We start from the raw sequence: 24,026 nt of genomic DNA, 5'->3' as shown, positions 1-24,026 counted from the left end.
GAAACAACAAGCATTAAAGCATGCGGATGGAATGGCAACCGATACACTCAGGCAATCGCCCGGCGCACCGTCTCGATGGCTTCTCTCACCCTTCGCGGCGCTGTGCCCCCCTTGTGATCGCGGCTGGCGACCGAGCCCTCCACCGTCAGCACCTCAAACACGTCCTCGCGAATGGTCGGCGCAAAAGTCTGCATATCGGTAAGCGAAAGCTCCGAGAGCGTCGGCAGTACCTTGTCGCGGGCAGTGCCGACGATTGCGGCAACGGCATGGTGCGCATCGCGGAACGGCAAGCCGGCGCGGACGAGATAATCGGCAAGATCGGTTGCCGTCGAATAGCCCTGATTGGCAGCCGCAAGCATCTTGGCATGCTTGACTTTGATGGTCGGGATCATTTGAGCCGTGACGCGGACAGCCGCGCGCACGGTTTCAAGCGTATCGGTCAACGGCGGCTTCGATTCCTGCTGGTCCTTGTTGAAGGCGAGCGGCTGGCTCTTCATCAGGGCTGCGGAAAAAGTGAGATTGCCCATGACACGGGCGGCCTTGCCGCGCACCAGTTCCGCGAGATCTGGATTACGCTTCTGCGGCATGATCGAGGAGCCGGTGCAGAACTGGTCGCCGACCTCGATGAAGTCGAACATCGGCGTGCACCAGAGGATGACTTCCTCGCTGAAACGCGACAAATGTCCCATGATGATCGAACCGGCGCTGCAAACATCGACGACATAGTCACGGTCGGAAACGGCGTCGAGTGAATTGACGAAGGACCCCGAAAAGCCAAGCGCAGAAGCGCTATATTCGGGATCGATCGGATAACCGGTGCCGGCAAGCGCTGCGGCCCCAAGTGGGGAAACGTTGAGGCGCTCGCGCGCTGCGCCAACGCGGTCGAGATCACGCAGGAACATTTCGACATAGGCCATGAGATGGTGGCCGAAAGTGATGGGCTGAGCCACCTGCAGATGCGTGAAGCCCGGCATGATCGCATCGGCGTGTTTCTCGGCAAGATCGACGAATGCGCCAATCAGCGTTTTCAGATCATCGGCCAGGAGATCCAGTTGCTCTCGGGCATAGAGACGGATATCGGTCGCGACCTGATCGTTGCGCGATCTGGCGGTATGCAGCTTCTTGCCAGCATCCCCGATCAGGGCGATCAACCGGCTCTCGACATTGGTATGAACGTCTTCGAGTTCCGTCTTCCATTCGAAGGTACCCGAGCGCATTTCGTCCGCCACCTGGTCCAAGCCGGCCTGGATCTGGGCGTTGTCCTGCGCGCTTAGGATGCCTGCACGGGCAAGCATATCGGCGTGGACCTTCGAACCCGCAACATCGTGCAAGGCTATGCGCTTGTCCTGATCGAGGCACTCGTGAAAGCTCTCGAAATCCCGGGAGACCGCCTCCTTGAACAGCGGCGACCATGTGGCTTCTTTCTGGTTTCTCATCGCGGTCTTCCCTTTTGAACGAACGCCGCCCTCCTCCGGGCGCATCCTTTATTGAAGCAGAGTAAGCAGGCTGCGAGCGTCGGCCTGGTTTTCAAGGTCGAGAACGAAGTCGCTGATAACGTCGACCTTTGCTGCCGGCAGAACCATGCGGGCGAGCGCCGTATATTTGGCGACTAACCGCTCGTCGCTCAGCGGGTTCTGCGGGCCTCCGAGGGGAAATTCGACGACGAGCCGATGCCGTTCGCCAGTGTTCGTCACGATCGTGATCGCCGGTTCGTCCTCGTCCCTCATCGCCGGGTCGACGCGAACTGTGATGCGATCCATCAACGGACCGATCTCGACTGCCGACCAAGCGGCCTCTTCCAGCTCGGCCAGAAAGACCTTGCCATAGCGCAGCCGAGCGACCAGCGCATAGGGCAAGCTCATCTGGGCTTGCGCGCGGGATTGGATGACCTTGCCGCCGCACATGCCGTACTGAAAGCCGCTGATATCAATTTCGATGGCGGCGATATCGGCAGGCGCAACGCCGTAGCGCTGCAGCATGAGATCCAGTGCATCGATCCCCGCATGCGTGCCGCGGCAAGTGGCGTGCGGCTTGATGGAGCATCGGTTCAGACGCCAATAATCTCCGAAGTCGCGGACAAGCGCTTGGGGATCGCCCTTGCCCGCGCCGAAGGTCGCAAAGAAGCTGCCCCAGCGCTTCGTCTCGAAGACGCTGTCGGGACCTTCGAACCCCTGCCTTGCGAGATAGGCGGCCATGAGGCCGCCTTCGGCGGCACGGCCGGCATGGAGCTTCTTGGCTGAACTGCCATTGTGGATGAAGGCCCAGGTGCCGCCGGCAAAGGAGCAGGCCGCGCCAAGCGCGGAGGCCATGCCGGTCACGTCGAGGTTTACCACGCTGCCGACGGCGGCGGCAGCGCCGAACGCGCCGCAAGTTCCCGTGGAATGCCAGCCGAGACCGTTATGCTCCTCGTATCCACCGACTGCTTCCAATACGCGCCGGCCGACTTCGTAACCGAGTAGGACACCGCGCAACAGTTCGCGGCCGCCGATCGACCCTCTATGATCGCCGAGGACGGCGAGCACGGCCGGAAGGACGACGGCACCAGAATGATCGCAGCCGCCGCTGTCATCAAGCTCATAGGCGTGAGCCGATACGCCGTTGACGAAGGCCGACGTCCTCGCGTCCGTCCCGATCAGCCGTCCCCAGATCGGGACGTTCCCGGCTCCGGCCTGGATGCCAAGCATCGCGACGACGGCATCGGTTTCGCGCGATGCCGAACCGGCAATCGCAGCACCCAGCGTATCGAGAATATGGAGCTTCGCCTTGTGAATGGTTTCAGGCGGAAAGGCCTCGAATTTCGTCGAACAAACCAGCCCCGCCAATGCCTGTGTCAGATTATCGCTCAACGGCCCGCTCCTCGTCGACATAGGCTTCATAGACATTGACGGGATGATCGCCAGGCGCGGCAATGCCCTTCCCGGCGTGCCAGCGAGCTACTTCTGCAGCCGTTGCCAACCACACATCATCGAAGCTGGCGATATGAGCGAGCAAGGCTGCCACGAGCGCGATCCGGCCGGGCGTTCCGGTCCATTCCGGGTGAAGCTGGATGACATAGCAGAGGCCGTATTGGCGGTAGGCATCGAACTCGGCGATCCAGTTGCCGAGAACCGCCTCATAGGAGGGGAGACGCCCCTGCCCTTTCGGAAAGGCCGGGGTGAAATTGAACTGGAAATAAGGCCGGTCCTCGAGCTCGAGATGAACCGGGATCTCCACCAGCGACGAGAAATGGCTGTAGGGCGTATCGTCGCCATTCAACGACGCCGACCAGGAATAGCCCGCCTGAAGAAGCAGGCGATCGAAGCGACGCGGCCAGTTGCCGGCGGGCAACCGGAAGCCGGAAACATCGTTCGATGCGATCGCATTCAGTCGCTCCCGGCTGCGCTTGAGGAGATCGACGGCTTCAGGTGCTGATATGGCGTCATAGCGTTCAAAGCTCCAGCCGTGGCTCTCGATCTCATGGCGCGGCGACACGACATCGCGCAGCAGCTGTTCATGCTTTTCAACGAGGATGCCGGGCACGAACCAGCTTGTGGATATGTCCGCATTAGCAAAGACATCGCAAAGACGCTCGACGCCGCGCGCGGCTCCATATTGCCAGACGGAAAAGCTCTTGGCGCGCCCTTTGAGATCGGGAGCCTGTGCAATCGCATCGAGGCCGTCGTCGAAGATCACGGAGACAATCGCTGCGCATTTCTTGCCCTGTGGCCAGTAGCTTTCGGCAGCCGTGCTGATCATGCGGCATTCTCCGGATGTTGTGCGATCCACCATTTTGCGATTTCAGCGCAGTGTGTTGTCCAAACGCTGTCGCCATGGGCGGTGATCGCTTTGAAAAGGCCTTCGAGGATCGCAAGCCGCCCCGGCTTGGCGCAGACCTTCGGATGCAGGATCGTCGTCCAGCAAAGCCCTTCGCGGTGATAGCCTTCGAATTCGGCGCACCAGTTGCTTTGAACGTCGCCGTAGCCTGAAATCCGGTCGAGACCGACGGGGAAATCAGGCTCCTCGCTGTAGGCAAGAGCGGTGTAATCATCGATATCCCACCGCCCCGGAATCTCGACAAGGCCGCGCCCGCGCGGCGTCGTGTGGAAATAAGGACGGTCGTCACCGCGCATCGAACTGGAGTAGATGACGCCGAAGTCGCGCAGAAGTTCGGCCGTTTCGTCGCTCCAGTCACCCGAGGGCGTGCGGAAACCGACCGGAATCATCCCCATTCGGGAGCGGAAGATTTCGCGCGAGCGCTCCATGATGTCGAGTTGCTGCTGCGGGCTGCAGTTGATGAAGACCTCGTGATAGTGACCGTGATAGGCAATTTCGTGAGCCTCCATCAGGATGCGTTCGCATTGCGACGGCCAATGTTCGACCACCCAGGTCGGCACGAAGAACGTCGCTTTGAGACCATATGTTCCGAGAAGGTCGAGAAGGCGCGGCAGTGCCCGCCACGGGCCATAGGCGCCCTGTGTGAAGTAGCGTGGGTTGGAGAGCAGGGAGCCGTCGAGCATCGCGTCACCCGTCGGGCCATCGACATCGAAGGCGAGCGCCACCGCCGATTGCCGGCCTTCCGGCCACAAAGTTGGTTTCGCCGATTTGGTTGCACTCTTGGCAGTCATGGGATTCAGCTATGCGTTTTGAGTTTTTCAGGGCGCCGCTATCCGCCCGCGGACGCCGAAGCGTCCCGGCCAATGGCTGCATGCAGAGGATCTGGAAGCGCCGCGCTAAGAGCGGCGCTTGCCTTGGATGTTACTTGACGCTGTTTATGACGGCCTTCGGAACAGCGTTGTGCACGAGGCCCCACTTCTGAAGGATCTGGTCATAGGTGCCGTCCTTGATGACGGCGTCGAGCGCACCGGCAATCGCATCGCGAAGCGCGGTATTGTCCTTCTTGAAACCCATGCCGAAGGTGTCGTTGCTGAGCAACGGTTCGCCGACGAGTTTATAGGTGTCCGGCTCGAGATGCATCTGATAGGCGATCGTCTCAATGCCCTGCACGACGGCGTCATAGCGTCCCTGCTTCATGCCGAGACGGGCAGCATTTGAATCCGCGGTCCCCTCGAATTTGATGGCCGGCTTGCCCTTGCCCTCGCAATTGGCCGCACTCCAGGACTTGACGTTGTCACCAAAGGACGTGCTGCGGCTTCCAGCAACGGTCTTGCCGCACAGATCGGTCGTCTCCTTGTACGTGTCGGCATTGGCCTTGACGGTAAACAGGATCGGGCCGCTGGTGAGATAGTCGACGAAATCCATGCTCGCCTGGCGCTTCACATTGTCGCTCATGCCGGAGATGATCATGTCGGCGCGTCCGGTCTGAAGGCCGCTTTGCAGTTCCTGGAAGGCCGAGGTGACGAAGACGGTCGTCAGATTGAGCTTCTTGGCAATGGCATTCGCCAGATCGACATCAAAGCCATCGATTGTACCGCTATTCGGATTGACGAACTCCATCGGCGGATAGATCGGGTTCGTCAGGATGCGTAGCTCGCCATCCTTACGCAGGTTCAGGTTCGAATCCGCGGACGCGGCGGTCGCAGCGAGCGACAAGAGGGCCGCGGAAACGGCGAGACGAATGAGTTTCATGAAATTCTCCTCTGATGTTCTTTCTTCAGGGTCTTGTTGTTTAAAGCACCGCAGAGATGAAGTTCTTCACTCTGGGATTTCTGGGGTTTTCAAGGATCTCACCGGGTGTACCGGTCTCGACGATCATGCCGCCATCCATAAAGACGACGCGATCGGCAACCTCCCTGCAAAAGCCGATCTCATGCGTGACGACGATCATCGTAGTGCCGGAAGCTGCAAGCTCCTTCATGACGCTGAGAACTTCGCCGACAAGTTCGGGATCAAGCGCCGAGGTTGGCTCGTCGAACAGCATCGCCTTCGGCTTCATCGCAAGTGCGCGGGCGATCGCGACGCGCTGCTGCTGACCGCCGGATAATTCGCCCGGATAGGCGCCGGCCTTGTCGGCGAGGCCGACACGCTGCAGAAGGACGCGCGCCTCGGCAATACATTCCTGCCGCGGCCGCTTCTGCACGCCGACCGGACCCTCGATGATGTTCTGCAGGACCGTGCGATGCGGGAAGAGATGAAACTTCTGAAAGACCATGCCGACAGCCTGGCGCTGGCGGGCGATCTCGCGGTCCGGCAAAGGGAACAGCCGGTTGCCTTCGCGGCGATAGCCGGCGATTTCATCCTCGACCGTGACATAACCGGCATCGATCTGCTCGAGCTGGTTGATGCAGCGCAGGAAAGTGCTTTTTCCCGAGCCGGATGGTCCGATGATGCAGACCACCTCCCCCCTTCTGATCTCGAAATCGATGTCCTTCAGGACGTGGAACGTGCCGAAATACTTCTGCAGACCGTGCGCCTTGATGATCGCGTCCATCAGCCAGCCTCCCCGACGAGAGCCTGATTGGTTGCCTGCTGGGCGCTGGCGTCCCGCCTGCCCCATCCCTTGGAGAAATGCCGCTCGATGTAGATCTGCGCGAGGCTCAAGGCGGTGACGATGACCATGTACCAGATGGCGGCGACAATCAGCAGTTCGATGACGCGCGAATTGACGTAGTAAATGTCCTCGACGCTTCTCAGCACCTCGGAATATTGGATGACGCTCGCGAGCGACGTCAGCTTGACCATTCCGATCGTCTCGTTGCCGATCGGCGGAACGATGACGCGCATGGCCTGTGGCAGAACGATCTTCAAGGTCGCCCGCAACTTCGTCATGCCAATCGATTGCGCCGCTTCCATCTGCCCCTTGTCGATCGACAGGATGCCGGCGCGCACGACTTCGGCGGTATAGGCACCCTGCTGGATGCCAAGCCCGAGAAGAGCCGCAACGAAGGGGGTCATCACATCGACGGTTCGAACCGAGAGAAATCCCGGAATGCCGATCGTCGGGAAAATCAGCGCGAGATTGAACCACAGAAGGAGCTGCAGCAGCGCCGGCGTGCCCCGGAACAGCCAGACATAGCCGACGGATATGCTGCGCAGAACCGGATTGTCGGACATGCGCATGATGGCCGCTATGACGCCAAGGACGATACCGACGATCATGGCGCAGACCGTCATGATGATCGTATTGCCGACGCCTGCAAGGACGGATTTGGAAAAGAGGTTTTCCCCGACATATTCCCAGGCAATGTCGCCCTTCCAGAAGGCTCTCGCCAGCAGAAGCAGAAGGATGATACAGACCGCAGCCATGATCTTGGTGCCGATTTTCCGCTGCGGCACGATCACGAGCGCGTTCACGTCTAGTGGCGCTGAATTCGTCAAGTTTCGATCCCCTGAGCTCGTTAATGAGCTTCGTTTTCTAATAAGAAAACCTACGTCGCTTTTTAATTTGGCCACAAACGAGATTTGCACATGCGATTTATGCAAATTGCGCATAAATCAAATAGGCCCATGACGACATTGCACAAGCTCGCCGCCATCAATTGAGACGCGAGCGACTCTGGACGTTGTTCGCGGGGGATTGGCTGTCGGGCCGACCGATACGCACCCAACCGTGCGCAAGCGGGCGATCGGATGGTTGAGCAGCCGGGCTAACCCCCGAGGGTATCGGCTCTGGAATTGAAACCACTCGCCGCAAAAAGACCTTAGACTAGGCAGGTTCGTGGACACGCCGACACGGTTCCCGAGGTGGGCCGAACATCGACGAACGACGTCGTCTGAATTCCATTGTTTTTATCTTTTTCCGGAAGGCGATATTAATCCTGCTTCAATAAAGCCGAGCTATTTTGGTCTCTGGTTGGACAGGCCATGAGGCGCCTGCGTTCTGGTGTTGTCTCAATGGCTTACGAACTAGTTCTCCTTTGAACGAGATGACACAAGGCTCCAGAAATTCGGGTCTCGGTGAAGCGGTTTAGCGTCACGGCACCTTGGAACGCAGGTGCGCATCTATGATCTTCTCTATCCGTAACGTCCTTGTCGGAATTTTCCTTCTGCTCAGCGCTTCGCTATGCGTGCTAGCGGGATCTTCGATGCTTGATGCCTACCGCGGCGAAAGCACTTATTCCGACGTCTCCAAGTTTACCCTGCTCGATCGCGCGATCTTCCAGACGCTCGCCAACTTTAGAAACGAGCGGGGTGACGGCTCATCGCTCGCCAAACTTGAGCTTGGCACGCAAGAGGGAACACTCGCCCTGCTGAAGGCGGATCGCGCCACAGTCGACAAGTATATGGACGAGGCAAAATCGGTCTCGGCAACTATTGACGACGCGACGCTCAAAGTCCCGCTGGCCGACATCATGACCGCATACGACCGGGTTGTCGCATTCCGGTCAAAGCTCGACAGCGAGATCACAAAGAAGCTCGTGGATCGTGATCCGACATTGCAGGCCACGACGCTGGACATCGGTCAGCAGCTGCTGACAGCGCTGGAAGCCGGCTCGAACGCCGTCGAAAGTCGGATTCGGACAAGTGATCCCTCAATGACGGCACTCATTCAGATCCGTGCACTGACATGGTACACCCGCGCGACAGCAGGTGCTGCAAACCTGTTGTTCGTCAACACGCTCGCCTCTGGAGAGGCAATGAAGCCTGAGGACGTCGGCAAGATCCAGCAATTCGATTACGCTGCCAATTTCACCTGGGGACAGATCGGCACGTTGGTCAATCATCCGTCGACACCGCAGGTGGTCAAGGACGCCTATAAGGTCGGCAGCACGACCTATTTCACTGGCGATTTTGCAGCAAAACACAGCGCATTGCTTGCAAAGTTCGCAGCCGGTGAGAAGAAGGCCATGTCCCTCGACGACTGGCGCCCGCTTGGCAACGCCGCGCTACTGACCATCACAAACACCGCCGCGGCAGCGGCTGATGGCATGGTCGGCAAGGCCGCCGCCAGCCAGAATGATGCATTCATCAGCCTGATCGCCTATGGGCTCACCTTCCTCGTCGCCGCGGTCCTGAGTATCACCGGTATCTGCGTCATCATCTTCCGCGTCACAAAGCCGGTCGGCGTGCTAACGCATTCCATGACCGCACTCGCCCACGGCGACCTCTCGGTGTCGATTGGCGGCGTCGAGCGCCACGACGAGGTCGGCGCCATGGCGCGTTCCGTACAGGTGTTTCAGCAGGCAGCCATACACAATAAGGCACTGGAAGCCGAAGCCACAGAGGTACGGGTGAGATCGGAACATGAGCGCGTCGAAGTGCAGCGTCGCGCCGAAGCAGAGGCCGAGCAGAGACTGTTGCAGGCAACAGGTTCGCTTGCGACAGGTCTGCGTCAGTTGGCATCCGGCGACCTGCTCTGCGAGATCGAAACGCCGCTTTCTGAGCAGTTCGAAAATCTACGTCAAGACTTCAATTCGTCGGTCAGCCAGCTTCGCGAAGCCATGTCTCGCGTTGGTCAGGCCGCGTCACTGGTAAATAGTGGCAGCTACGAAATCTCGCAGGCTTCCGATAACCTTTCCAAGCGCACCGAGCAGCAGGCCGCATCGCTGGAAGAGACGGCCGCCGCCCTCGAGGAAGTCACGGCCAACGTCCAGTCGACTTCCAAGCGGGCTGGCGATGCACGTGACTTAGTCCGTGGCGCGCGGTTGCGGGCAGAAAACTCGAGCCAAGTCGTCAGCAATGCCGTCAACGCTATGGGCAGGATCGAGCATTCGTCCAAGCAGATCACTCAGATTATCAGCGTAATCGACGAGATCGCTTTCCAGACCAATCTGCTCGCGCTCAACGCCGGTGTCGAGGCAGCGCGTGCAGGCGAAGCTGGGAAAGGCTTTGCCGTGGTCGCCCAGGAAGTGCGTGAGCTTGCGCAACGCTCTGCCAATGCCGCCAAAGAGATCAAGGCTCTGATCGGCAATTCCGAAGTTGCCGTCAGCGAGGGAGTGAAGCTGGTCAACGACACCGGTGACGGTCTCGCGGCTATCGCCGACTTGGTGCTGCAAATCAATCAGCATATGGACGCGATCGCCACCGCCGCTCAGGAGCAATCCATGGGACTGTCGGAGATCAACGGCGCCGTCAATCACATGGACCAGGCAACACAACAGAATGCCGCTATGGTGGAAGAGATGAACGCGGCAGGATCAGGTCTTTCCGAGGAGGCCAACCGTCTCGGCGAACTCCTGAGCGCATTCCGCACAGGCGCAGCCGAGCGCAGGCAGCCACAGGCGAGACCTGCGGCCCGACCGGCCCCAGCCCCAGCAACGGGCCGGCAGGCCGCACGCGCCGCTCCCGCCACGCAGGGTAACGCAGCGCTCAAACATCTCCAGCAGGAGTGGTCGGAGTTCTGATCAATCTCTCGTCGAGGCGGGCGCCGAAGCCCTGCGATGCATTAGGCTTAGAGAAAGTCTCGGAAAGGTTTTCCGGGACTTTTTCGTTTGCTATTTATCGGCATCTTAGATTGAAAGGAAGCCAGCGCAGGTCGTGCCAGTCGATGCCCATCAATAGAAGGCGCGCGGTTTGAAGGTAGGGCAAAGCAGCACGCCTCAAAAGGTGCGAACACGACGGTTCTGATGCTGGTCCATTCGAATCCAGCAAAGCAGTATTTCCTGTCACGCCAGCGAAACCACATTAGCTACATTATTGAACGCGACTCGTAGTTTCGTGGCGAAGCTTCTTCTGCGCACTCTGGCAGTCGATCTCCGCGTCGACCAGGCGGGGCAGAAGTCGGGTGCCGACTAAGCTGTGCCGCCGGTCAGAAGAATCGACATCGGCCTTTACTCCGAACAGGCAAGGGAAATGACCGAGCTTACCAAGTCTCGGTCTTCGAAGACCTAGCAAGGGGAGATTTCGGCTTCGGACTTCAATGCAGCTTGAATTCGCCCTCGACCCGCCGCCATTCGTTTGGTCCGATCAGACGCTGGTGGGTATAGCGGACGGAATGTAGAGGCCCGTCGAGGCTTGCCTGCCAGAAGTCCAGGAACTTGTGCATTTCGGGAAAATCAGGCGCCAGATCATAGTTCTGCCAGACGTAGGTCTGCAGGACGGACTCGAATTCGGGAATGCGGTAGAGGATATGCGCGGTGGTAAGCCCATAGCCATTGAGCTGACGCTCCAGATCCGATGAAAATCGCATGCTTCATCTCCGTTTCACGACACGCCGATGGTGGCACAAAATTTTGCCACCATCAACGGAACTCTGAACGCCGCCCCTCTGTTTATTGTTCCTTTCCAGCACGTTAGCAATCTCACTCCATGTGAGAAAATTTTTTAATTGGCCCTCTTGAAATCGAAAAATTGCAAAAATAAATCTTTCGGCGCGAACGCTCAGATGAGGTTCGCACCCGCCCAGACCGGTCATCCGGTCCGGCGAGGGGATCAACGTCATCTTTTTTGTCCAACGGAGGAAAACATGTCGTTCCGACCGCTTCATGATCGCATTCTCGTCCGCCGCGTCGATTCGGAAGAAAAGACCAAGGGCGGTATCATCATCCCCGACACAGCCAAGGAAAAGCCGCAGGAAGGCGAGGTCATCGCCGTCGGCCCGGGCGCGCGCAACGAGTCAGGCCAAATCCAGGCGCTCGACGTGAAAGCCGGGGATCGCGTCCTGTTCGGCAAATGGTCTGGCACGGAAATCAAGATCAACGGCGAAGATCTGCTGATCATGAAGGAAAGCGATGTCATGGGTATCATCGAAGCCCAGGCCGAGCAGAAACGGGCCGCCTGAGCCGTTCTTGTGAACAAACAATCAGTCAACAGTAGCTGCCTATTGAGGAGTTAAAGAAATGGCTGCGAAAGAAGTCAAATTCCACAGCGACGCCCGTGAACGCATGCTGCGGGGGGTCGACGTGCTCGCCAATGCCGTCAAGGTGACCCTCGGCCCGAAGGGCCGCAACGTGGTCATCGACAAGTCGTTCGGCGCTCCGCGCATTACCAAGGACGGGGTGTCGGTCGCCAAGGAAATCGAATTGGAAGACAAGTTCGAGAACATGGGCGCCCAAATGCTACGCGAAGTGGCATCGAAGACCAACGACCTTGCAGGCGACGGCACCACGACCGCGACCGTGCTTGCCCAGGCGATCGTCAAGGAAGGTGCGAAAGCCGTAGCGTCCGGCATGAATCCGATGGATCTGAAGCGCGGCATCGACATCGCCGTCGACGCGGTCGTCAAGGAGCTGAAGACCAACGCGCGCAAGATCACCAGCAATTCAGAAATTGCGCAGGTCGGCACCATCTCTGCCAACGGCGACCAGGAGATCGGCCGATATCTCGCCGAGGCGATGGAGAAGGTCGGTAACGAGGGCGTCATCACGGTCGAGGAAGCCAAGACGGCTGAGACCGAACTCGAAGTCGTCGAAGGCATGCAATTCGATCGCGGGTACCTTTCGCCTTATTTCGTGACCAATACCGACAAGATGCGGGTCGAGTTTGAGGATCCCTACATCCTCATCCACGAGAAGAAGCTCTCGAACCTTCAGTCCATGCTCCCGGTTCTCGAAGCGGTGGTGCAATCGGGCAAGCCACTCGTCATCATCGCGGAAGACGTCGAGGGCGAAGCTCTTGCGACCCTCGTCGTCAATAAGCTGCGCGGTGGCCTGAAGATCGCTGCCGTCAAGGCTCCTGGCTTCGGCGATCGCCGCAAGGCCATGCTGGAAGACATCGCCATCCTGACGGGCGGCACTGTCATCTCCGAAGACCTCGGCATCAAGCTCGAGTCCGTTACCCTCAACATGCTCGGCCGTGCCAAAAAGGTTGCGATCGAAAAGGAAAATACGACCATCATCGACGGTGTCGGCGCGAAGTCGGAGATCGACGGTCGCGTTGCCCAGATCCGCGCGCAGATCGAGGAAACCAGCTCCGACTACGACCGCGAGAAACTACAGGAACGCCTCGCCAAGCTTGCCGGCGGCGTTGCCGTCCTGCGCGTTGGCGGCTCGACGGAAGTCGAAGTGAAGGAAAAGAAGGACCGCGTCGATGATGCGCTCCACGCGACCCGGGCGGCCGTCGAAGAAGGCATCCTGCCGGGTGGCGGGGTTGCCTTGCTTCGGGCCGTCAAAGCACTCGACAATCTCACCACCGCCAACCAGGACCAAAAGGTCGGCGTTGAGATCGTTCGCCGAGCGATCGAGGCGCCCGTTCGCCAAATCGCTGAGAATGCCGGCGCCGAAGGCTCGATCATTGTCGGCAAGCTGCGTGAGAAATCTGAATTCTCCTATGGCTGGAACGCCCAGACAGGCGAATACGGCGATCTCTATACGCAGGGCGTCATCGATCCCGCCAAGGTCGTCCGCACGGCACTTCAGGACGCCGCCTCGGTTGCCGGCCTTTTGGTGACGACGGAAGCCATGATCGCCGAAAAACCCAAGAAGGATGCGGCGCCCGCTATCCCCGCCGGCGCTGGCGCGGACTTCTGATGTGAGGGAACTGGCCCATCCCCGTGGGTGGGCCAGCTTCGGAGGCACGTATGAGATCGACAAATCTACCACCGAAAGAGGATGCGCGCCTGTGCGCAGGGGTGATCAGGGAGATCGCCGCCACGAAGGGCATCGCTCGCGACGCGGTCGCCATCGGCAAGCTGACCACCTGCGTTGCCAAGCTCTATAGTAAGGGAATGCGGGATCGCGCGCAGCTTTTGTCGGCGGCCCTTGAAGCGTTCGACGCGTCGACCAATTCGACGGCGGAACAGGCCATCGCAAGCGACGTCACGCACCCAAGGTAGAGTTTCGTAGAATGAACCCCGGAGCCATTGATCAATCTTTGGAGCCTAACCATGAGAGAGGAATGTAACAACATACAGTGTTTGAATGAGGCCGCCGCGGCGATCACCGTCGAGTATCTGCTCCACCCGGGCAAGCATTTCGATCACCCGCGTGATGTCCTTGCGGCCAACGATATCGGCAAGGAAGAGAAGCGAGCTATTCTCGCATCGTGGGCTTCCGATATCTTCGCGATCGAGTCCCTTCCATCCCTCAGGCTATACCCAGGCGCCGATGAGGCCGTCTCCTATGACGAGATCATCGAGGCGTTGAAGACCTTGGACGGAGGCGACCGGCAATCTCGAGAGCTCGATCGATCCTGTTCCTTCAATTTCCACAGGCCCACTCGCGGCAAGCCGCAAGCACGTCGCTACGCCCCTCTGGGTCTATACAGCCACTGGAAAGGAGGCCGCCGCCGACACGCCTTTCACAGACATCGCCGCTAACCGCCGCGTGCCTCTTTGAGGACGCGGGCATGATTTTTGCCGACGACTCTTTGCTCATTTGAGGAGGTTTTGCCGATGAAGATCGCTCAGATCGCACCGCTCGCCGAAAGCGTTCCACCCAAGCTTTATGGGGGAACCGAGCGCATTGTTTCCTATCTCACTGAAGAACTTGTCCGCCAGGGTCACGACGTCACGTTGTTTGCCAGCGGTGACTCCCGTACGGAGGCCCCCTTGGTGGCGTGCTCGGACGTCGCGCTGAGGCTCAATCCGGCCGTCAAGGACGATCTACCGCATCAGATCGTCTTGCTGGAGGAGATCCGTCGGTGGGCGCCTGAGTTCGATGTCCTGCATTTCCATATCGATCTCCTGCATTTCCCGCTGATCCGGGATTTTGCCGACCGCACGGTCACAACGCTGCACGGACGCCTCGACCTGCCTGACCTCAAGCCCTTCTATCGGGCTTTTCCAGATATCCCGCTGGTATCGATTTCCAACGACCAACGTCGTCCGATGCCGCCGGTCAACTGGTCCGGGACTGTATATCACGGACTCCCGGCTGATCTTCTTCCCTTTACGGCAAAGCCCAAAGGCGACTACCTGGCCTTTCTTGGGCGCATCTCGCCTGAGAAGCGGCCGGATCGCGCCATCGAGATTGCGGCTAAGGTCGGCATGCCGTTCAAGATCGCGGCCAAGATCGACAATGCCGACAAAGCCTATTGGGAAACCGTGATCGAACCGATGGTCAAGAGCCATCCGAATGTCGAGTTCATCGGCGAAATCAACGAGCACCAGAAGGCCGACTTCCTCGGCAACGCCGGCGCATTGCTTTTCCCGATCGACTGGCCAGAGCCGTTCGGTCTGGTGATGATCGAGGCTATGGCATGTGGCACTCCGGTTATTGCGTTTGGATGCGGTTCGGTTCCAGAAGTGATCGACAACGGCATTTCCGGTATCGTCGTTGATAGTGTTACGGAAGCGGCCGAAAACGTCGAATGGGCTCTCCGAATGGATCGGCGCAAGGTGCGCGCGACCTTCGAAAGGCGTTTCAGCTCGGAACGGATGGCGCAAGACTATGTCGATATCTATCGCAACTTGCCTGGCGTTCGCATGAAAGCAGCGTCGCTGCGTCGCGCCAACGGACAGGGTCTGGATCTCCAGGTTGTGGCGTAGGAGACATCGTAACATGTCGACCGCTTCTGTAGACAGCAAGCCGTCCGTCGCATCGCAAGAGCCGACCGCCACGGTGGCACAGTTCTTCATTCCGGCAACCGCATCCCTGCAGGAGCGCCGACCGCGCACCCTGAAGCATGGCGATACCTTCGCCGTCTTCGACCACAATGGCGATGCGCTTTCCGGGCCAGCCAGCCCGGAAGGCCTTTTCCATCGCGACACGCGCTATCTCTCGCATTTCTATCTGACGATCAACGGTAAGCGGCCGATGCTTTTATCGTCGGCGTCACGTGACGACAACGCGACGCTCACCTGCGATCTCACCAATCCTGATCTTTTCGACGAGAAAGGCAAGCTCGCCCTCGGTCACGATCTTATTCATCTTCGCAGGTCGCGATTTCTGTGGAATGGCGGTTGCTATGAGCGGCTGGCCATTAGGAATTATGACGATCGACGGCAGCACGTTCGTATCGAGATCACATACGGGGCCGATTTTGCCGATCTATTCGAGGTCCGCGGAACTGTCAGAGCACGCAAAGGTCGCCACCTTCCCCCGATCGTGGAGGAGGATTCGATCCTGCTTTCTTATGCCGGGCTTGATGAGCGAAAGCGGTCGACCCGCTTTTGCTTTGATCCAAAGCCGGATCAAATTCGCAGCGATCATGTTATTTATGATCTCCATCTTGAGCCTCACGAGACGCGATCTTTCTTCATCGAGATCGGGTGCGATCAACCTGCTGCCCCCCGGCCGAGCCATCGTTCCTTTTTCCTTGCGCTCAGGGACGCGCGCCGAGCCTTGCGTTCGTCTTCCTCGCGCGCGGCATCAATCGCAACCTCCAACGAGATCTTTAACGAGGTGGCTCGCCGCAGCGTCTCCGACCTCTACATGCTGATCACCGACACGCCGGAAGGACCCTTTCCCTATGCCGGCATTCCCTGGTTCAGCACCGTTTTCGGTCGCGATGCGTTGATCACGGCGCTGGAAACGCTCTGGCTCGATCCACAGATCGCCCGTGGGGTGCTATGCCATCTGGCGGCCAACCAGGCGACAGAGATCGACCCCGTCGCGGATGCCGAGCCGGGCAAGATTTTGCACGAGGTCCGTTGTGGAGAGATGGCCGAACTCGGCGAGGTGCCCTTCCGCCGCTATTACGGCAGTATCGACTCGACGCCCCTCTTCGTGCTGCTGGCCGGCGAATACCTCAAACGCACAGCGGACTTTGCCACGATCCAGTCGCTGCTTCCTGCCATTGAGTCGGCTCTTGCCTGGATCGATGAACATGGCGACCGAGATGGCGACGGTTTCGTCGAATATGGGCGACGGACAGAAGAAGGACTGATCAATCAGGCCTGGAAAGACAGCCACGATTCCATCTTCTACTCCGATGGCACGCTTGCGAAAGGACCGATCGCGATCGCTGAAGTTCAGGCCTATCTCTACGGCGCCTGGCAAGCGGCTGCGGAGATCTTTCGCCGGCTCGGCAGGCCGGAACGGGCCGCGAGTTTCCTTGCGAGGGGAGAAGGCTTGCGCCGCGCTTTCGATCGGAGCTTCTTCGATGAGGAACTCGGCACCTATGTGCTTGCTTTGGACGGAGATAAGCGCCCGTGTCGGGTCCGATCCTCCAATGCCGGACACGCCCTCTTCACCGGTATTGCCTTTCCCGAACGGGCGACCGTTGTTGCCCGCACGCTGATGGATGCTTCATCCTTCTGCGGCTGGGGCATTCGCACCATTCCCTCGACCGAAGCGCGTTACAATCCCATGAGCTATCACAATGGCTCGATCTGGCCGCATGACAATGCCCTGATTGCCAACGGCCTTGCCCGCTATGGCCATCGTGATGAAGCCAAGCGAATCTTCGAGGGCCTGTTTGCAGCCTCGACCTATATCGACCTTCGCCGGCTTCCCGAACTCTTCTGCGGGCTGCCGCGCCAGCGGGCGCAAGGGCCGACCTTCTATCCGGTCGCATGCTCCCCTCAAGCCTGGGCTGCCGCAGCACCGCTCTTCCTCCTGCAATCGTGCCTGGGCCTTGACTTCGACCCGAACGCGCGGCACCTCAGCTTTGACGAGCCACAACTGCCTTCCTTCCTCGACGAAGTGCTCCTTCGACGCCTGCGGATCGGCAATGGCTCGGCTGACGTCGCCATCCGCCGGTCCGGCCGCAACGTCGTTGTCGACCTTGTCAATCGTCAAGGCGATGTTCGAGTGCTGACGACGGCTTGATAAATGGCAGTTCTCCTTAGCCGATCGGTTCAGTCGGCTTGATCTGTCTCATTGGCCGTCGACGATGATAAGTCCCGCCCCTTCCTGCCGGCAGATACTGACCTTTCCCACTAAGGTGTGTCGTCGTTGCCGGCAGGCAAATCTTTCGGCGATCAGACCACGGCGCCAGTCACACAGACCTTGGCCACCAGCGTTTCATCGACAGATGCAAAGATGATGGCAACGCCTTCAAAAATCATTGTCGCATCCAATTCCCCCTTTGGTTTTCCGCACGGGAGTCTGGAACGAAAAGGAGCGATCAAATTTTTATGCCAGATGGTTTGCCTATTCTTGAAACCCGTAAGCCACAGAATTATATTAATATTGTTCGATTGCCCAACGGGAATCGACGAAGTCCAGGAGACGCCATGTGCTCTTGGCGTCTCCTTGTATCCATGTTGCTTATAAGGAGGATATGGCTATGAGGACAAACCTCGATTTTTCTCCCCTGTTCCGGTCGAGCATCGGTTTCGACCGAATGTTGAACGCGCTTGAGGCCGCAAGCCGTGCCGATACGATCGACAACTGGCCACCCTACGACATCGTCAAGACCGGTGAGGACGACTACCGCATTGCCATGGCAGTGGCGGGTTTCTCCGGAGACGAACTGACGATCACGCAGGAACAGAACATCCTCTTCGTCGCGGGTCAAAAGGCAAGCGGTGAAGACGTTCAGTATCTGCATCGCGGCATCGCTGGCCGTTCGTTCCAGCGCCGGTTCGAGCTCGCTGACCACGTCAAGGTCGTGGGCGCCGGCCTCGTGAACGGTCTGCTGACCGTCGATCTCAAGCGCGAAATCCCGGAAGAAATGAAGCCCCGCCGGATCGAGATTTCGGCCGACACGCCTCTGCCGAACGCTGAGACAAAGCAGATCGAAACCGACAAGCAGGCGGCTTAAGCCTTCCAGAATGCGATATGCGCCAGTGGCGCCGAGCGAGGCTCGGCGCCAGTAGGCAAGCTTTGCCAACAGAACAACGGAAAGGAAAGACACATGACCGTTCGTGATTTGATTCCCTGGGGTCGCAACAGCGGCAACCAGGTCCCCAGTCTATCCCGCGATGGCGACCGTGATCCTTTCATGTCGCTGCATCGCGAGGTCAATCGCCTATTCGATGATGTTTTCCGCGGCTTCGACTCAGGCCTGCCGTCTCTCGGTAAAGGCTCCGCGTTCGGCGGCGGCTGGCCTAGCGTCGAGATTTCCGATACCGATAAGGAAATCAAGGTTACGGCGGAGGTCCCCGGCCTTGAGGAGAAGGACATCGAAGTCCTTCTCAATGATGGCGTGCTGACGCTGAAAGGCGAAAAGCGGTCCGAGACCGAAGACAAGGATCGCCAGTTCTCCGAGCGCTATTACGGCCGGTTCGAACGTCGCATCCCGCTCGGTGTGGAGGTCAAGGACGATCAGGTCGAAGGCACCTTTAAGAATGGCGTGCTGACCGTGACCTTGCCGAAGAGTGAGAAGGCGCAGTCACAGGTTAAGCGCATCGCCATCAAGAGCTGATCGATCCCACCCGCTGGCGGCGGGCCGATGGCCGCCGCCGGCTTCTTTGGCGAATAGGAAGAAATGAACCACGGAAATAGAAAAAGTCACATCGCGAGAGCAAAACACGGACGTCCGGTGTGCGGACGATGAGTGACAACCGCCGTGACCATCTTTCTTGCGGGCGTTCGTTGTTTGCCGAAGGCGCCTTTGCCCGCGTGATCGGGGCGACGCTCCAGCTCAGGCCACCATGCCCAGAGCGACACAGAAGAATGCCGATCTCGGCAACCGTTTCCTTCCTTGCCCTTTCGGGTTCGACGCGTACAGGACTTGGAATTGAAGCACCAAGCTGGCGAAGGGGTCGAGAAATCGTCCTTTCAGGTTCGATGCGGCCCGGCGAAATCGATACTCACCTTGCTGCGGCCAGATCAGCCGCAACCTCTTTATCAGACGTGCGCTTTGTTCAGCGTTCGGTTTGGGAACGCGTCGGACGTTCCCTCTCAATTCTCAGAGCTTTGAGAAGCGCGGCCGTTTCAATTCGGCCGACAACGTCGCCAGTTGTGATCTTGCGGAAGACGGTATCGGTCTTCTCCTGGATAGGGCATTTAAAGCGTTTTGCATGTTTGGACATGGTCATAGCCAAGGGCGAACGGATGGAAGGCCGACGATAAGAATAGCGGATGCGCCAGCAATCAAAACAGACGTCTCGATCATAAGACTCGTTAGACGGCGCGCAGCATTGGCGAAAACAACGTTTTTCATTTTCCCTCCTTGTTGTAATTATTTTCTATGGAAGGAGGATGTTAGCACAGTAAATTGGAAAATTATAATAAATTCTCGATTTTTTTAATTTAGTTTTGCCTTATGCTTTCGGCGGCCGAACTCAAGCTCTTCAATGCATGGAGTATTTTGGCGGAGAGCCAAGCCTTGGGGGTGTCATGCGACTTTATAGGTCGCAGGCACATGCCGATATAATGGCGCAAACAATGAACGGCAGTAGATTTCGTTTAAGGAAGGCCATGGATATCGCACGACGAACGGCAGCCATCTGCGGTACCATCCACCTAGGTTCGATAGTTGTAAATTAAAACCGGGCAGTTCGCTCGCGGTTGCTACGCTTTGTGATCTTTTTCAGAGCTCGGCTTGGAGCGGCTTGTCTTTTTGGGGATCTCCGCCACAGGTTGAGCCAGACGAAGCGCACGAAGTCTCTCCGTCTTCTTGGCCCTGATCGCAGCCTCGGCATCAAAGATGTCGCGTGCATTGGCGCCGGTCTGCGCCAATTTCGTTTCGGCGGTAATTATGACCGATTTGAAGAAACGGTCTTTTGTCGCAGTCATGTCCGACCTTTCAGGTGAGGAAGAACAGAACGCTTAGCGCGCCTGTCCGATTACTTTCTTTTTTGGCATCGGAAGAAGGCCTTCGCGCTGCGCCTGCTTGCGGGCAAGCTTGCGGCTCCGGCGGATCGCATCGGCTTTTTCTCTCGCGCGCTTCTCTGAGGGCTTCTCATAAGCACTGCGGGCCCTCATTTCTCGAAAGAGGCCTTCGCGCTGCATTTTCTTTTTCAAAACGCGAAGCGCCTGGTCGACGTTATTATCTCTTACATCTACGCGCAAGATTGCTCCTTCGGTTAGCGTTTTCTGATGCTGATTGTGCTCGAATTGAGCCGGCTAGACTGCTTTGCCGGTCAGAAAGAACGCCTCACGGGCGATCATGCAGGCATGGTCGCCCGGCATGCAGGCCCGGCAAACGTCCGGCCGAACATCATAGACGAGACAGGATGTCTGCGAGCCGACACGGCCTGAAAGCGCGGAGCAACGTGCGCCTTCGCACCGCATCCCTCGCTGATCTTTGGCGACGAAGTGGGCTGGCACCAAATCGAGAGCAGCATCGCTTTCAGTGGTGAACCTGGGCCAATCAGATGAATAGGCGCAGCAAGCGCCGCATGTCTGGCAGTCAAGGTCGAGCGTTGGGATCATCGCATTCATGAAATAAACACTCCTGAGGTCGACGGACAGAGAATGGATCTGTCGTCTGCTTTCAGTGTCACTTGTGTTTCAGCAGCCACATCTTGCCGGCCATCGTTATGGCATGAGCCGGTTGTGAGGAACCGATCTCGGGCTCAAGGCTTCGGACAAGCCCGTAGTCCCGCAATTGCTCCAACGTTGCCGTGGTTACGACCTTCACCTTAATCGGGCGCTCCTTGAAGCGGTCAGTTCTTGCATAGGTGACGGTGGCATTGAGATGCGTCCACCTCTTCGCATCCTGAGGATAAAGGTCGCCGTCTTTCGCGAGCTTCAAGGCCCTGATCTCGGCCGGGGTGAGGGTGACGCTCAAAGGGATTGCGTTCGTGGTAGTCTTTGCGTTCATATTCAGATTTCGATCCTAAACACGGGTGAGTTTGTAGCGGCCCTCATTGTTGAAGGTCATGAATGTGTTTCTGCCTGCGCAGCATCGCGGAAGGAAACGAGCCTGCGGCTCTTTTCGTCCCAGAGAACGAGCCGGACGCACCGGAGGCTTTGCCACAGGGTGATCCGGCCGACATCGATCAATTCCGGATGGTCGCGCAGCACTTCCGGCAGACGGTAGTAAGGAATCCGGCTTGCAAGATGGTGTACGTGATGCAGGCCGATATTGCCCGTCAGCCAGCGGAGCACCGGCGGCAGATCGTAGTGGGATGCACCGTGGAGCGCGGCTTCCGGAAATTTCCACGCTTCGGTCCGAGACCAATGGGTTTCTTCGAACTGGTGCTGGACATAGAAAAGCCATACGCCCCCTGCCCCCGCAAGAAGCACGACCGGCAGATGGACCATCAAAAAGGGTATCGGTCCAATAAGCAGAACCATCGCGCCAGTCAGGATCGCGATCGCCACATTGGTGGCCATTGTGGAAATCCACGGTAATGCACCCGAGCTCATCATCCCGAAAGGCAAACGCTGCTTAAAGAGAAAGAGCCACGCCGGGCCAATGCCGAACATGACCAATGGATGGCGATACAAACGGTAGCCAAGACGCCCGGACCAGGAGAGGGCGCGATATTCGGAAATCGTAAGCGTGGAAATGTCGCCGACACCTCGCTCGTCGAGATTGCCGGCCGAGGCGTGATGGGCCGCGTGCGCCCGTCGCCAGTAATCGTAGGGTGTCAGGGTCAGCACGCCGAGCGTCCGCCCTATCCAGGTGTCAACCCCTCGCCGCGCAAAGAACGATCCGTGTCCGCAGTCGTGCTGGATCATGAAGAGCCTAAGCAGGAACCCGGCAGCCGGCAAAACCAGGACAAGTCCCGGCCAGAAACCCTGAACGATCGAGATACAGGCCCCACTCCAGAAGAGCGCGAAAGGTAGGATCGTAATGATCAGCTCGAACACGCTGCGGCCTATTTGAGGCTGTCTGTATGTCGCCAGAATTTTCAGCCAGGCGCCGGCATTGCCGTCGAAGCTCGCTTCAGTCGCATGGGCATGAACATTCATGGATGATATCCCTTCCAGCCTGACGCCGCTTGCGCGGCCGGTAATATCGGCACTAAGCGGGCCAGTCAGATACCGGCTGCGCTTCTCAGCCCTGACGTGCCTTGCGGGCCGCATAGCGGCGATCTCGTTCGGCCTTGCGCTCGGCCTCATCGGCCATATCCTGCAAAAGTCGATTATTGCGTTCCACTTCCCCGGCGTGAGCTTCCGCCTTTTCGTGTGCTTCTGCAGCCGCTGCTGACGCGGCGGCTTCTTGTAGCAGACGCTCGTTTTCCGCGGCCTTCAGAGCCTCGCGCTCAGCCTGGCGGGCCATCCTCGCCGCAGCAACTGCCGCGCGGGCGGCAATACGTTGCTGCGTAGCAGGATCGGTCAGTTTCGGCGCAGATGCAAATTTCGTCAAAAGCTCGCGCTTGGCATTCTCCGCAGTTTTGCGGCGTTCGGCGAAGCTGTTGTCGTTCAGATGTCTCAATAGATTTTCCTTCTTGGCGCTACGTGTCAGCACGCACACGGCTTTATTGCAAACCACACGGTTACCGGGCGAGATCTTATCGAATGCAAAAAGGCCAGACATCTGTCTGGCCTTCAAATGCCCTTGCCAGCCACGCCAGTACATCCGTGGTCATGGCGGCTATAAGAGCCTTAAGCAGCTTGGAGCTGGCCGGCAGACATCTTGCCGGACTTGCGATCGCGCTCCAGCTCGAAACCGAGCTTCTGACCTTCAGCGATCGAGTTCATTCCAGCCCGCTCGACAGCAGAAATGTGGACGAAAACGTCGGCGCTGCCGTCGTCAGGCTGGATGAAACCAAAACCCTTTGCGGCATTGAACCATTTAACTGTGCCAGTGGTCATAACGAACCCTTTCATAGCAAAAATTAGCGTCCGCCGGGCGGCGCACGGCGGTGTTTCGACTTTTGAAAGGGAAGTTGGTCAAGAGGCGCTAAGCGCAGCCAAAACAAATATCGGCAAACAAAGTATCGATCACCATGTCATACACAAGCCGACCTCCGTCGTCTACCTCTTGTTTTGAACTTTGTAAATTTACGATGCGGAGAGGTACTCGAGTTCGACGCCGTGATAGCCCGCGCCGGCCGCCTCGGTGAGGCACGTTTCGAGCGAGATGCCGGCGCCCAGATCTTCAAGAACGTCGTTCGCCCAAGAAAGTGGACTGACCGCAAGGCGAACGCCGGTGGGCAAGAAATCGAGGATGTGCATTTAAGCTCCGCCGAAACAAATCTATTCAAAACTGATCGCGCGCCCGCTTGCAGAGACCGACCGCAGATATTGTCGAAAGAACAGCTTGAACTCCTTGAAGGTCTCAAACCCCAGAGCGTTCGCGACTCGAACGACGGTGGACGGGGAGACGACACACGTACTGGCGACCGAACTGATCGTGCCGAAAGCCACAATGTCAGGCCGAGCAAGAATCGCTCTTGCGACACGTTCCTGTTGCTCGGGGAGCCGCAACCTGCTCCTCACAATCATTGCCTTCAGCTCGCCAATGCTCTCCGGCTTTTTCAATGAGGTCATGAAAATGGCTCCCGTTGTTGCAGGAAGATGCGCCGAAGGCCGGCGCATCTCGCG

26 protein-coding genes are annotated in these 24,026 nt (G+C 58.4%); 9 read left to right on the top strand and 17 right to left on the bottom strand.

Translation table 11 applies throughout. From position 1 onward, the window contains the following. Positions 1 to 47: 47 nt before the first annotated feature. The 7 genes from argH to HGP12_RS11855 all read right to left on the bottom strand — a co-directional run bounded on the left by argH (position 48) and on the right by HGP12_RS11855 (position 7,254). A complete protein-coding gene (gene argH, locus HGP12_RS11885) occupies positions 48 to 1,436 on the bottom strand; it encodes an argininosuccinate lyase (RefSeq protein WP_168878858.1) in 1,389 nt (462 codons plus the stop codon). Between the two features lie 48 nt (positions 1,437 to 1,484). Beyond that, positions 1,485 to 2,846, bottom strand: a complete 1,362-nt coding sequence (locus tag HGP12_RS11880; RefSeq protein WP_168878857.1) for an MmgE/PrpD family protein — start codon at positions 2,844 to 2,846, stop codon at positions 1,485 to 1,487. After that, positions 2,836 to 3,735: a polysaccharide deacetylase family protein gene (locus tag HGP12_RS11875; RefSeq protein ID WP_168878856.1), complete on the bottom strand. Its 900-nt coding sequence runs from the start codon at positions 3,733 to 3,735 to the stop codon at positions 2,836 to 2,838. The genes HGP12_RS11880 and HGP12_RS11875 overlap by 11 nt, the downstream gene beginning before the upstream one ends. Then, positions 3,732 to 4,604, bottom strand: coding sequence for a polysaccharide deacetylase (locus HGP12_RS11870; protein ID WP_168878855.1), 873 nt, complete (start codon positions 4,602 to 4,604; stop codon positions 3,732 to 3,734). Before HGP12_RS11870 ends, HGP12_RS11875 begins: the two co-directional genes overlap by 4 nt. Before the next feature lie 130 nt (positions 4,605 to 4,734). Further along, positions 4,735 to 5,565 carry an ABC transporter substrate-binding protein gene (locus HGP12_RS11865; RefSeq protein WP_168878854.1) on the bottom strand — a complete coding sequence of 277 codons (831 nt, stop codon included), beginning with the start codon at positions 5,563 to 5,565 and terminating at the stop codon, positions 4,735 to 4,737. A gap of 40 nt (positions 5,566 to 5,605) precedes the next feature. Next, positions 5,606 to 6,367, bottom strand: coding sequence for an amino acid ABC transporter ATP-binding protein (locus tag HGP12_RS11860; protein ID WP_168878853.1), 762 nt, complete (start codon positions 6,365 to 6,367; stop codon positions 5,606 to 5,608). Continuing rightward, on the bottom strand, positions 6,367 to 7,254 hold the full coding sequence (locus HGP12_RS11855) for an amino acid ABC transporter permease (protein ID WP_246703335.1): 888 nt from the start codon (positions 7,252 to 7,254) through the stop codon (positions 6,367 to 6,369). Before HGP12_RS11855 ends, HGP12_RS11860 begins: the two co-directional genes overlap by 1 nt. 626 nt (positions 7,255 to 7,880) lie before the next feature. Here HGP12_RS11855 and HGP12_RS11850 point away from each other — a divergent pair. Then, entirely contained in the window at positions 7,881 to 10,220 is a 2,340-nt protein-coding gene (locus HGP12_RS11850; protein ID WP_168878851.1) for a methyl-accepting chemotaxis protein, read from the top strand. A 512-nt stretch (positions 10,221 to 10,732) separates the two neighbouring features. On the opposite strand, the gene HGP12_RS11845 is transcribed toward HGP12_RS11850, so the two are convergent. After that, positions 10,733 to 11,005, bottom strand: a complete 273-nt coding sequence (locus HGP12_RS11845) for an usg protein (RefSeq protein WP_168878850.1) — start codon at positions 11,003 to 11,005, stop codon at positions 10,733 to 10,735. 276 nt (positions 11,006 to 11,281) lie between these two features. Here HGP12_RS11845 and groES point away from each other — a divergent pair, with 276 nt between their 5' ends. From groES to HGP12_RS11805, 8 genes are all read left to right on the top strand, one after another. Continuing rightward, positions 11,282 to 11,596, top strand: coding sequence for a co-chaperone GroES (gene groES / locus HGP12_RS11840; protein WP_168842892.1), 315 nt, complete (start codon positions 11,282 to 11,284; stop codon positions 11,594 to 11,596). A 58-nt stretch (positions 11,597 to 11,654) separates the two neighbouring features. After that, positions 11,655 to 13,283 carry a chaperonin GroEL gene (groL, locus tag HGP12_RS11835; RefSeq protein ID WP_168878849.1) on the top strand — a complete coding sequence of 543 codons (1,629 nt, stop codon included), beginning with the start codon at positions 11,655 to 11,657 and terminating at the stop codon, positions 13,281 to 13,283. 50 nt (positions 13,284 to 13,333) lie between these two features. Beyond that, positions 13,334 to 13,588 (top strand): hypothetical protein, encoded by a 255-nt coding sequence (locus HGP12_RS11830; protein WP_168842890.1) that lies wholly within the window; start codon positions 13,334 to 13,336, stop codon positions 13,586 to 13,588. A gap of 51 nt (positions 13,589 to 13,639) precedes the next feature. Next, positions 13,640 to 14,071 carry a hypothetical protein gene (locus tag HGP12_RS11825; protein WP_168878848.1) on the top strand — a complete coding sequence of 144 codons (432 nt, stop codon included), beginning with the start codon at positions 13,640 to 13,642 and terminating at the stop codon, positions 14,069 to 14,071. 75 nt (positions 14,072 to 14,146) lie between these two features. Then, on the top strand, positions 14,147 to 15,241 hold the full coding sequence (locus tag HGP12_RS11820) for a glycosyltransferase family 4 protein (protein WP_168878847.1): 1,095 nt from the start codon (positions 14,147 to 14,149) through the stop codon (positions 15,239 to 15,241). Positions 15,242 to 15,254: 13 nt separating this feature from the next. Beyond that, entirely contained in the window at positions 15,255 to 17,465 is a 2,211-nt protein-coding gene (locus HGP12_RS11815) for an amylo-alpha-1,6-glucosidase (protein WP_168878846.1), read from the top strand. Positions 17,466 to 17,925: 460 nt separating this feature from the next. Further along, positions 17,926 to 18,402, top strand: a complete 477-nt coding sequence (locus HGP12_RS11810; RefSeq protein ID WP_168842886.1) for an Hsp20 family protein — start codon at positions 17,926 to 17,928, stop codon at positions 18,400 to 18,402. A 93-nt stretch (positions 18,403 to 18,495) separates the two neighbouring features. After that, positions 18,496 to 19,005, top strand: a complete 510-nt coding sequence (locus HGP12_RS11805; protein ID WP_168842885.1) for an Hsp20/alpha crystallin family protein — start codon at positions 18,496 to 18,498, stop codon at positions 19,003 to 19,005. 1,091 nt (positions 19,006 to 20,096) lie between these two features. Here the strand turns inward: HGP12_RS11805 and HGP12_RS11800 are convergent. The 9 genes from HGP12_RS11800 to HGP12_RS11760 all read right to left on the bottom strand — a co-directional run bounded on the left by HGP12_RS11800 (position 20,097) and on the right by HGP12_RS11760 (position 23,972). Next, on the bottom strand, positions 20,097 to 20,321 hold the full coding sequence (locus HGP12_RS11800; RefSeq protein WP_168878845.1) for a hypothetical protein: 225 nt from the start codon (positions 20,319 to 20,321) through the stop codon (positions 20,097 to 20,099). 33 nt (positions 20,322 to 20,354) lie between these two features. After that, positions 20,355 to 20,597, bottom strand: a complete 243-nt coding sequence (gene rpsU / locus HGP12_RS11795; RefSeq protein ID WP_168842883.1) for a 30S ribosomal protein S21 — start codon at positions 20,595 to 20,597, stop codon at positions 20,355 to 20,357. A gap of 54 nt (positions 20,598 to 20,651) precedes the next feature. Then, positions 20,652 to 20,960 (bottom strand): YkgJ family cysteine cluster protein, encoded by a 309-nt coding sequence (locus tag HGP12_RS11790; RefSeq protein ID WP_168842956.1) that lies wholly within the window; start codon positions 20,958 to 20,960, stop codon positions 20,652 to 20,654. Between the two features lie 67 nt (positions 20,961 to 21,027). Continuing rightward, positions 21,028 to 21,351 carry a hypothetical protein gene (locus HGP12_RS11785; RefSeq protein WP_205926435.1) on the bottom strand — a complete coding sequence of 108 codons (324 nt, stop codon included), beginning with the start codon at positions 21,349 to 21,351 and terminating at the stop codon, positions 21,028 to 21,030. 56 nt (positions 21,352 to 21,407) lie between these two features. Further along, positions 21,408 to 22,448, bottom strand: a complete 1,041-nt coding sequence (locus tag HGP12_RS11780) for a fatty acid desaturase (protein ID WP_168842882.1) — start codon at positions 22,446 to 22,448, stop codon at positions 21,408 to 21,410. Between the two features lie 85 nt (positions 22,449 to 22,533). Beyond that, a complete protein-coding gene (locus HGP12_RS11775) occupies positions 22,534 to 22,914 on the bottom strand; it encodes a DUF6481 family protein (protein ID WP_168842954.1) in 381 nt (126 codons plus the stop codon). Positions 22,915 to 23,084: 170 nt separating this feature from the next. After that, positions 23,085 to 23,294 (bottom strand): cold-shock protein, encoded by a 210-nt coding sequence (locus tag HGP12_RS11770; RefSeq protein WP_149637803.1) that lies wholly within the window; start codon positions 23,292 to 23,294, stop codon positions 23,085 to 23,087. A gap of 189 nt (positions 23,295 to 23,483) precedes the next feature. Continuing rightward, entirely contained in the window at positions 23,484 to 23,657 is a 174-nt protein-coding gene (locus HGP12_RS11765) for a hypothetical protein (protein WP_168842839.1), read from the bottom strand. 21 nt (positions 23,658 to 23,678) lie between these two features. Beyond that, positions 23,679 to 23,972: a MurR/RpiR family transcriptional regulator gene (locus tag HGP12_RS11760; RefSeq protein ID WP_168842881.1), complete on the bottom strand. Its 294-nt coding sequence runs from the start codon at positions 23,970 to 23,972 to the stop codon at positions 23,679 to 23,681. Positions 23,973 to 24,026 lie beyond the last annotated feature (54 nt).

It is taken from the genome of Rhizobium sp. P28RR-XV, assembly GCF_012641385.1.
In the GTDB taxonomy this organism is placed as follows: domain Bacteria; phylum Pseudomonadota; class Alphaproteobacteria; order Rhizobiales; family Rhizobiaceae; genus Rhizobium.
The sequence above is the reverse complement of the archived record's forward strand: the minus strand, read 5'-3'. Positions and strand labels throughout refer to the sequence as shown.